Below are 9,535 nucleotides of genomic sequence, written 5' to 3' on the forward strand. Positions count from 1 at the left end.
CCGCCATTCGTGGCTGCGGTTCGAGACGGAGCAGCCGCTCGATCGCGACTAGGGTTCAGCCCGCGCTCTGGGCGAGGAAGCTCGGCACGGGGCCGTTCCAGCCTTCGTCGGCCGGCGCCGGCTCCGGATCGCAAGCCTCTTCCTCGCGCCGCGGTTCGGGCGCGGGAGGGGCCTGCTTGCGGGCTTCGGGTTCGGCGGCCTTCCTGGCCCGGGCCTTCTTCACCGGCTTCTTCTCGGGCTCCGGCTCGGCCGCGCCTGTCATCGGCGGGATCGGGGCGCCGATCAGCTTCTCGATGGCGGCGAGCTGGTCGGCATCCTGCGCGGTCGCGAGCGTGATGGCGGTGCCGGTCGCGCCTGCACGGCCGGTGCGGCCGATGCGGTGGATATAGTCGTCAGGCTGCCAGGGCACGTCGAAGTTGAAGACATGGCTGACACCCTTGATGTCGAGCCCGCGCGCGGCGACGTCGGAAGCGACTAGGATGTTGATTTCCTCGGCCTTGAACCGGTCGAGCTCCTTGATCCGCTCCGGCTGCTCCATGTCGCCATGGATCTGCCCGGCCTTGAAGCGGTGGCGCTTGAGGCTGGTGGTGAGCTCCCGCACCGTCGTTTTTCGGTTGGAGAAGATGATCGCCGTCTTCACGCCCTCGCTGCGGAGCAGGTCGACCAGCGCATCCTTTTTCTTGCGCGCGTCGACACGGACGAGGCGCTGATCGATCAGGGCGGCCGCCGTCGCGGGACGCGCGACCTCGATCGTCTTGGGACCGGTGAGGAACTTGTCGGCCAGCTTCTTGATCGGCGCCGGCATAGTCGCCGAGAAGAGCAGGGTCTGCCGCTTGGCCGGCAGCTTGGTGCAGATTTCCTCGATATCCGGGATGAAGCCCATGTCGAGCATCCGGTCCGCCTCGTCGATGACGAGCAGGTTGCAGTCGGTGAGCAGGATCTTGCCTCGTCCGAACAGGTCCATCAGCCGGCCGGGGGTCGCGATCAGTACGTCGACGCCTTTTTCAAGCGCCTTCTGCTGATCGCCCATGCTGACGCCGCCGATCAGCAGCGCCATGGAAAGTTTGTGGTATTTGCCGTATTTCTCGAAATTCTCGGCGACCTGAGCGGCGAGCTCGCGGGTCGGCTCCAGGATCAGCGAGCGCGGCATCCGCGCCCGGCTGCGGCCTTCGGCCAGGATGTCGATCATTGGCAGAACGAAGCCGGCGGTCTTGCCGGTGCCGGTCTGGGCGATGCCGATTATGTCGCGGCCCATCAATACGGACGGGATAGCGCCGCGCTGGATCGGCGTCGGCTCGTCATAGCCGGATTCGCTTACGGCGCGGAGTAATTCGTCTGAAAGGCCGAGATCGGCAAAGGTCATGCGGGTTCCGGAAAAATGGCGCTCAATCGATCAAGCTGCTTCAAGGTGGGGCTTGTGCGGAGCCATGGGCAAAAGTCAAGCGAAGGTCAGCCCCGCGGGGCGGGCCGAAGCCTCCTGAAGCTGTCGATTTCGCACTGCCCGCCCATGCGCGAGCGGATCACGTCGCGATCGGCGCAGATCCGCCCGTCGGCGTTGGGGCTGATGTAGAAGCCGTAATAATAATCGAGGGCGGGGCAGCTATTCTCCAGCTTGGCCCGAATGCGGCTGCTGTCGCGCAGCAGCAGGTCGACGCTGTTCTGGCCGAGCAGGGCGGCGCCGGCGATGGACTTGGCCTCGACGCAGTCGGGGCCGCGGCTCTCGGTCCATTCGACCTTGGGTGCATCCGGCGCGGCCTTGCGGACACGCACCGGAACGCGGATGATGATCTGACGTCGGATCGACATTTGCGCGAACTGCAGAGGTTCATGGGCGCCGAGGATGGCCTCGCCGCCGCCCATGTACATCAGCATCAGCGCTGCCGCGCTCCAATCGATCACAGCCGGAGCTCCATCGCTGGCGGCCATCCACTGCTGCCCTTGAACATGCGATTAATTTTGCTCGCCCCCCCAGGCCGTCCTTACTATCTTGCCCGCGCGCCATGTCCAATCATCCCTCGCCCGCGCTGCTCGCCGCTCTCCGGGATCGCCTGGGGCCCAAGGGCTTCTCCAGCGATTCGGCGGACTTGGCCCCCTGGCTGGAGGATTGGCGGAGGCGCTACCACGGAGCGGCGGCGGCTATGCTGTCGCCGGCGAGCACCGACGAGGTGTCCGACATCGTCCGCTTCTGCGCCGACGAGGGCGTGGCTCTGGTGCCGCAGGGGGGCAATACGTCGATGGTCGGCGGCGCGACGCCGGGGCCGGAGGGCGATGCCTTGCTGCTGTCGATGCGTCGGATGAACAAGATGCGGTCCCTGTCCGCCGATGCCAATGTCGCGGTGGCCGAAGCCGGGGTCATCCTCGCCCACCTGCACGACGCGGCGGCTTCGGTAGGTCGCCGCTTCCCGCTGTCGCTCGGCGCCAGGGGCTCGGCGACGATCGGGGGCCTCGTGTCCACCAATGCCGGCGGGACGCAGGTTCTCCGCTTCGGCACGATGCGCGGCCTGGTCGAAGGGATCGAGGCCGTGCTGCCCGACGGCTCCGTCTTCAACAGCCTCGCCGCGCTCAAGAAGGACAATCGCGGCTACGACCTTCGTCAGCTGCTGATCGGCGCCGAAGGCACGCTCGGCGTGGTCACCGCGGCGACCCTCCGGCTGGTACCGGCGGTTGGATCGAGATCGGTAGCGTGGATCGGCCTTGCCTCGCCGGAAAAGGCGCTGGCGCTCCTCCGCCTGCTCGACAACGCGGTGGGCGATGCCGTCGAGAGCTTCGAGCTGGTGCCCAGGCAAGCGCTCGATCTCGTGCTCCGCCATGTCTCGGGCACGCGGGCGCCGCTCCAGGGAACCCACGAATGGCATGTTTTGGTCGAGGCTGTGGCGCCGATGGTCGCGCCGGATCCGGAAAAGGAATTTGGGCGTGCCTTGCGGGCGGCGCTGGCAATTGGCGTTGTCGAGGATGCCGTGATCGCCGCCAGTGAGGCGCAGGCCGAGGCCTTCTGGCGCCTCCGTGACAGCATTTCGGAGGCCGAGAAGAAGGACGGTCCGGCCGCCAAGCACGATATTTCGGTGGAGGTTTCCACCATGCCGCGCTTCATGGTCGAGGCGGCCGCGGAGGTGGAGCGTCGCTTTCCCGGCACCCGCGTCGTCCCGTTCGGCCATCTTGGCGACGGCAACGTGCATTTCAACGTCCGCGCGCCGACGGATGCCGCGGCAGGCTGGATCGAGAATGAGGGACTGGCGGTCACCGCCTTCGTCCACGACCTCGTCACCGCTGCCGGCGGTTCGATCTCGGCCGAGCATGGCATCGGCCAGATGCGCCTGTCAGAGCTGGCGCGGCTCGGCGATCCGGCGCGGCTCGCGGCGATGCGCGCGATCAAGAAAGCGCTCGATCCCAAGGGAATAATGAACCCGGGAAAGCTCGTCCCGGCCCTGGACGATGCTCAGGAGAGCCTTGCCTAAATCGCGCTTCGCCAATAGACGGTGCGCTGAAATCCGGCGGCCTGACGCGGCTGCTTCCATCTTTCTCCTGGAGACCGACCATGGCGAGCGCAGCGCCGACGAACCAATTGCCGCTTTTCTACCACCAGCTCGAGCCGCTTTCGAGCAACCAGCATGCGGGCTTCAAGACACGCGCCGCCGATACCGCCCCCTTCCTCGCCAAGGCGCACGCCATTCCGATCACGGTGGACGAATTCGTAGCCTGCCAGCGCTTCTACCCGATCGTCTTTTCGGTCGGTGAGAATCCGGTGCCCCTCGCTTTGATGGGGTTGAACGAAGGGATCAATGTCTTCGTCGACGAGTCGGGCAAGCTGCTCGTCGACAATGCCTATGTGCCGGCCTATGTCCGCCGTTACCCGTTCATGCTGGCGCGCCTCCGCCAGGACTCCGACGAGCTTTCGCTGTGCTTCGACCGCGAGAGCGGCCTCGTCGGCGAGTTCGACGAGGGCAACGCCCTGTTCGAGGACGGCAAGCCCAGCGAAACGACCAACGCCATCCTCAAATTCTGCGAGGATTTCGAGACCTCGGCCCAGCGCACCAGCGCGTTCGTCAGGGACCTCAAGGCGGCCGGCCTGCTGATCGACGGCGAGGTCTCGATTTCATCGAGCACCGGCCAGGCCACGCCGTACATCTATCGCGGATTCCAGATGGTTTCCGAGGAGAAATTGCGGGAGCTGCGCGGCGACGAACTCAGGAAGATGAACCAGAACGGCATGCTGCCGCTGATCATCGCCCACCTTTTCTCCATGCCGCTGATCCGGGAGATTTTCGGACGGCAGGTCGAGCAGGGCAAGGGGCCCAAGGCTCCCGCGGAGACGACTCCGGCGCCGGCGGAGGCCTGAAGCCCGAAGGGCGCCGTCGCGGGGAAAACCCGTTTCGCCGCAAGGCGGCCAGCCTCCTTGAAACCTGTTAACCCCTTCCTATTTTTAGGAAGATGCGTCGTGGTATCCCCCCTTTGCTGCGGCGTGTTAACGCCCGATCATGGGCGTTCCTCCCTGAACCTTGGCCACCTCGCACCCCCCGCGAGGTGGCTTTTTTATTCGGCGGCGATGTCCTGGGCCGGCTCCAGCGCCTTTCGGGCCAGGGCGCCGGCGACGGCCGCGATCATTCGAGCGGTCTTCTCGAACCCCGATCCCGGCGAGCGCAGGTCCGGACCGAGATAGACGGACCGGTCGATTTCCAGTTGCAGCGCGTGAATGTTCCGGTCCGGCCGGCCGTGGCGCGCCGTGATGTAGCCGCCGGCATAGGGCGTGTTGCGCTCGGTGCGGAAGCCCGCCGACTCCGCCGCCTCGACCGCGACGGCGAGAAAATTCGGCGCGATGCTGGCGCCGTGGCGGTCGCCGAAGACGATGTCGGGGCTGTCCGCCTCGCCGTGGCGTGACGGCATCGAATGGCAGTCGAGCAGGACGGCGACGCCGAAGCGCCCGCGCGCTTCCTCCAGCAGCCGGGCGAGGGCGGCATGATAGGGACGGTGGACTTCATCGATCCGGCGCCGCAGTTCGACGCCCGTCATCCGTTGCAGCCAGATCGCGCCGGATCCGCTGATTCGCGAAGGGACCAGGCCCAGGCCGCCCCGCGTCCGCGCGGAAGCGAGCAGGGTGCCCGCCGCCGGCGGCGGCGAAACCATCGCCGCATCCACTTCGCGCTCGTCGCGGTTGAGATCGATCTCGGCGCGGGGCGTCTGCGCGACCAGGGCGGTCGAACCCTCCGCCACGGCCCGCCAGATCAGCCGGTCGACCAGCCTGTCTTCGAGCGATTCGAGCTTCGCGACCGGCAACCGAGAGGCTTTCAGCAGCGCCGGCGAATAGGCGCGGCCGGCATGAGGCACCGAAAGCACCACCGGCGATGCGGCGATGCCGGGACCGACGCGCATGAAGGGGGGCTCGGCGGGGGAATCAACCATGTCTGCCGTGAATCGTAGCAGTGTCCCGCGCCGGCGCAATTACCTATGACGGTCTAGTCTCTTCCGGCGTGGCTGGAAAATATTAAGAGCTTCGGGCATAATCTCCGTCGCGGCGGCAATGGCGCGCGCCGCCTGCCTGCCGCGGAGAACGGATGATCAGGATCCTTCTGGCCGAAGACGACGATTCGATGCGTGTCTATCTGGCGCGCGCGCTCGAGAAGGTCGGCTATGACGTAAAGTCCGTCGACCGCGGCACGGCGGCGCTGCCGCTGCTGGAGGCGGAATCGTTCGACCTGCTCTTGACCGACATCGTCATGCCGGAGATGGACGGCATCGAGCTCGCCCAGCGCGCGGCCGTGATCGCGCCCGACATGCGGGTGATGTTCATCACCGGCTTCGCCGCGGTGGCGCTCAAGGCCGGCAGCACCGCGCCGACCGCCAAGGTCCTCTCCAAGCCCTTCCACCTGCGCGATTTGGTGGCCGAGGTCGACCGCCTGTTCCAGAGCGAGGACCAGCACGGGCGGTTGTAGGGATCGCCGGCAGGTTGTGGCTCTCCCTCCACCGCCGGCCTGAGTGGCTGTTTCCGGCCGAAAAAATGACCTTCCGCGTTCCGTTTATACTGTCGAGAAACAGAGGTTCAGTCGACTGGTGAGAGAACGCGCGCGACTGCTCGGCGAACGAAGATCGACCACGTCGCCTTGCCGGGTGAAAACCACGACGAATGCTTCATTCGCCCCTATTCGATGATGACCAGAGGCGTGGCACCACATGCTTCCACATCAGGCCGAGCAGGATAAGCGCCAGTCCAACCGCCCAAATGGTCACCGGCACCCAGAAAGCGAGGAAGAGGCAGGCGAGGAGGCCGGCCACCGCAACCCAGGCCGGAAAAAGCCGCTGTTCGCGCGGCAGGCGCAAAGCGGCGAGATTGGTGATCGCGTAATAGATGAGCACGGTGAAGGCGCTGAACGCCCAGGTCGTCTCGACGCTGCCGATCGAGGCGAGGCCGGCCACGACGACGCCGACGGCGATGACAGCGGCCGCCGGCGCTGTGCCTTCGCGGCTGAGGCGCGCGAACAACGGTGGAAGATCGCCTTGTCGGCCCATAGCGAGGACGACACGCGACAGGCCGATGATCAGGTTGAGCAGGACGCCGAGCATCGCCGTCACCGCCCCGACCGAGACGAGCAAGGCCAGCAGCGGCGCCTCCATGGCGCGTGCGGCGAGCTCCAGGGGCGTCGCTTGTGCGCCGGGCGCATTGGCGAATCTTTCTGCCCCGAGGCTGCCGATCGCAACAATAGCAATCAGGATGTAGAGAATGGCGGTTACGGCTAGAGTGACGATGATCGCGCGCGGAATGGTGCGTCGGGGGTTCGTGACCTCCTCGCCTAGCGTCGCAATGCGCGCATAGCCCGTATAGGCGACGAACATGAGCGCCGTGGCATAGAGGAACGCGGAAACGCCGCCATTCTCTTCGACGGGGAGGATCGGGACAAGATTGGCTGAACTACGGTCGATGGCCCCGGGCAACCCGAATACGATGAACGAGCCAAGCGCCAGAAGGGTGATCGAGACGATCAGAATGTTCAGTCCACTTGACCGCCGGATGCCCGTCAGGACCAGCACCGTGAACAGCGCCACCGCGCCGGCGGCGAGCCATGGCATGAGCTGCAGGTCGGCGCCGAGCAAGCGCAGGAGATAGCCGCCGAACCCGAGCGCCGCCGTCGCCGCCGAGGCGGTCTTGGCACACAGGAACATCCAGCCCGCCGTGAAGCCGAGGCTCGGAGTCAGATACCTGTAGCCATATTCATAGGTGCCGCCGCTGACCGCGTGGCTTGCGGCTAGCTGCGCGCTCGACAGCGCATTGCAAGTGGCGATCAAGGCGGCGAGGGCGATGGCGAGGATCACCGCCGGCCCCGCAACGCCGGCGGCGACGCCGATGCTCACGAAGACGCCGGTCCCGACCATCGAGCCCAGGCCCATCATCGTCGCTCCGCCGATGCCGAGGTTCCGCTTCAGCTGCTGCGATGGTGCGCGGGGCATCGACCTCCTTCCTTGAGGAGCAAAGGGGAAGAGGGACCTATGTCTTTCGACCAACGTTCATGGCCATCATCGTTGGAGAACGCCATATGGCAGCCGTTAGATACATCGTTAATGACGTCGACGAAGCCGTCAGCTTTTACCGCGATCTGCTGAACTTCACCGTCGAGATGCACAATCCATCCAAATTCGCTGCGCTGTCGCGTGGCGACCTGCGGCTATTTATCAACGCGCCCGGTGCCGGCAGCGCTGGGAAGGCCGGGGGTGATCCGCAGCCGGGCGGATGGAGCAGGTTCCAGATCGAAACCGAGGATCTCGACGGCATGATCGCCAGGCTCCGCAAAGCGGGTGCGTCTTTTCGCGGGGAAATGGCGGAGGCAGGAGCGGGACGGCAAATCCTGCTGGAGGATCCATCGGGCAATATCGTCGAGTTGTTCGAATATGCCGAGCGAACGGATTGAGACGCCAACGATAACCCCTTCATCTCCATCCCATCAAGGTCCGGATCTGGCCGAGGCTGTGTGGAAAGTCTCTTCGGGGGCGTTCTCTGGCGTGCGGACCTGGGGAGTGGGGCGACTTTCCGGTTTTTCGCCTTGAGCGATCTTAAGGAGCCGGCAGGGAGCGCCCAGGCTGCTTATGGGCGGGATTTTGATCGCAAGTGGTGTCAGGTTGGGCTCAGGCGGCCCTGATTGCTGCTAGCAGCGGGGCGATGCCGATGATGCTGATCAGCCGCTTCAGGTTGAAGGCGAGCACCTGCAGGCTAGTCTCGGTGCGCACGTTCTCCAGCCCGCGCGTCAGGAAGTGCGTCGCTCCCATCCAGCCTTTGATTGTGCCGAAGACGTGCTCGACCGTAGATCGCCTGAGCCGCATGAGCTCAGGTCTTCGAGCGAGCCGTTCTTCCATCGCTTCCAGCACATGCTCGTGCTCCCAGCGCCGCACCCTACGCTGGTTGCCGGTGGTGCAACGGGCTTTGAGCGCACAAGCCCTACAACCGCTCGTCCAGTAGAGGCGGATCGTCTGGCCGTCTTCGTTGGCAGTGGAGCGGTGGGTAAGCTCCTCCCCGGCGGGGCAGCGATAGCTGTCGCGAGAGGCATCGTAGTTGAAGTCGCCCTTGCCGAAGCGCCCGTCCGCGACCGCGTTCGAGGTGACCGGCTTGACCACATGGGCGGAGATTCCGGTTGTCTCGCATGCCAGCACCTCCGGTCCGCTATAGTAGCCACGATCGGCCACTACCTCGAGGCTCTCGGAGCCGATCACGTCCTTGGCAGCCTTGCCCATCGCGCTGAGCTGCGCGCGATCGCTGCCGGTCGTCACCACTTCGTGTGCGATGACCAGGTGGTGCTCGGCGTCAACGGCCGCCTGCACATTGTAGCCGACGATCCCTGAGCCTCTGGCGTTCATCGAGCGCGCATCCGGATCGGTGAACGAGACTTGGCCATCAGGCGCTGCGCGCAGCTGTTCGTCGAGGGCCTTGAGCTCCGACATGTGGGCGTGCAACACCGCCAGCTTCTCCTGAAGATGCTCGATCCTGGCCTCGCCGGCAGGTTCGGCGGCACCGGCATCGGCCCCGTCCATCTCGGCCATGTAGCGCTCGATCGCCGCTTCGATCTCGGCCAGCCGCCGCGCCATCTTGGCCGCTGTGAAGTTCTTGTCGCGGTTGTTCACCGCCTTGAACTTCGAGCCGTCGATCGCGACCACCGCCGCGCCAAACAGCCCCAGCTTGCCAGCCAGCAGCACGAACTGCCGGCACACTCTGCGGATCGCATCGCCGTTGTCGCGCCTGAAGTCGGCGATCGTCTTGTGGTCAGGCGCCAGACGGCCGGTCAGCCACATCAGCTCGACATTGCGTGAGGCTTCGCGCTCAAGCCGCCGGCTCGAAGGTATCCGGTTGAGATACCCGTAGACGTAGAGCTTCAGAAGAACCGCCGGATGATAACCGGGCCGACCCAGGGTCGTCGGCACCGCACGGGCAAAGCCGAGCTCACGAAGATCAAGCGCATCGACGAAAGCGTCGACCACCCTGACCGGGTTGTGCTCGTCGACGAAATCCTCGAGCCGGTCAGGAAAGAGCGTCGCCTGACCACGATCTACACCTTCAACA

The 9,535-nt window shown here is 65.5% G+C and carries 9 protein-coding genes; 4 read left to right on the plus strand and 5 right to left on the minus strand.

Translation table 11 applies throughout. From position 1 onward, the window contains the following. Positions 1 to 55: 55 nt before the first annotated feature. Together VIR62_RS13500 and VIR62_RS13505 are read right to left on the minus strand one after the other, a co-directional pair. Complete coding sequence (locus tag VIR62_RS13500; protein WP_431872078.1) at positions 56 to 1,363, minus strand: DEAD/DEAH box helicase; 1,308 nt, start codon at positions 1,361 to 1,363, stop codon at positions 56 to 58. A gap of 86 nt (positions 1,364 to 1,449) precedes the next feature. After that, positions 1,450 to 1,899 (minus strand): hypothetical protein, encoded by a 450-nt coding sequence (locus VIR62_RS13505; RefSeq protein WP_431872079.1) that lies wholly within the window; start codon positions 1,897 to 1,899, stop codon positions 1,450 to 1,452. A gap of 101 nt (positions 1,900 to 2,000) precedes the next feature. Here VIR62_RS13505 and VIR62_RS13510 point away from each other — a divergent pair, with 101 nt between their 5' ends. Together VIR62_RS13510 and VIR62_RS13515 are read left to right on the plus strand one after the other, a co-directional pair. Further along, positions 2,001 to 3,455 carry an FAD-binding oxidoreductase gene (locus tag VIR62_RS13510; protein WP_431872080.1) on the plus strand — a complete coding sequence of 485 codons (1,455 nt, stop codon included), beginning with the start codon at positions 2,001 to 2,003 and terminating at the stop codon, positions 3,453 to 3,455. Between the two features lie 80 nt (positions 3,456 to 3,535). Next, complete coding sequence (locus VIR62_RS13515) at positions 3,536 to 4,336, plus strand: SapC family protein (protein WP_431872081.1); 801 nt, start codon at positions 3,536 to 3,538, stop codon at positions 4,334 to 4,336. A 194-nt stretch (positions 4,337 to 4,530) separates the two neighbouring features. Here VIR62_RS13515 and VIR62_RS13520 read toward each other — a convergent pair whose 3' ends face one another. Next, positions 4,531 to 5,397 (minus strand): N-formylglutamate amidohydrolase, encoded by an 867-nt coding sequence (locus VIR62_RS13520; protein WP_431872082.1) that lies wholly within the window; start codon positions 5,395 to 5,397, stop codon positions 4,531 to 4,533. A gap of 152 nt (positions 5,398 to 5,549) precedes the next feature. Between VIR62_RS13520 and cpdR the strand changes: the two genes are divergently transcribed. Then, positions 5,550 to 5,927 carry a cell cycle two-component system response regulator CpdR gene (cpdR, locus tag VIR62_RS13525; protein WP_431872084.1) on the plus strand — a complete coding sequence of 126 codons (378 nt, stop codon included), beginning with the start codon at positions 5,550 to 5,552 and terminating at the stop codon, positions 5,925 to 5,927. Positions 5,928 to 6,123: 196 nt separating this feature from the next. On the opposite strand, the gene VIR62_RS13530 is transcribed toward cpdR, so the two are convergent. Further along, positions 6,124 to 7,437 carry an APC family permease gene (locus tag VIR62_RS13530; RefSeq protein ID WP_431872086.1) on the minus strand — a complete coding sequence of 438 codons (1,314 nt, stop codon included), beginning with the start codon at positions 7,435 to 7,437 and terminating at the stop codon, positions 6,124 to 6,126. An 86-nt stretch (positions 7,438 to 7,523) separates the two neighbouring features. On the opposite strand from VIR62_RS13530, the gene VIR62_RS13535 reads away from it, so the two are divergent. Next, positions 7,524 to 7,895, plus strand: a complete 372-nt coding sequence (locus tag VIR62_RS13535; RefSeq protein WP_431872088.1) for a VOC family protein — start codon at positions 7,524 to 7,526, stop codon at positions 7,893 to 7,895. 214 nt (positions 7,896 to 8,109) lie between these two features. Here the strand turns inward: VIR62_RS13535 and VIR62_RS13540 are convergent. Next, positions 8,110 to 9,535 (minus strand): IS1182 family transposase (locus VIR62_RS13540; RefSeq protein WP_431872089.1); only part of this gene is annotated, 1,426 nt, incomplete at its 5' end.

This window comes from Allosphingosinicella sp., assembly GCF_036570505.1.
GTDB lineage: Bacteria > Pseudomonadota > Alphaproteobacteria > Sphingomonadales > Sphingomonadaceae > Allosphingosinicella.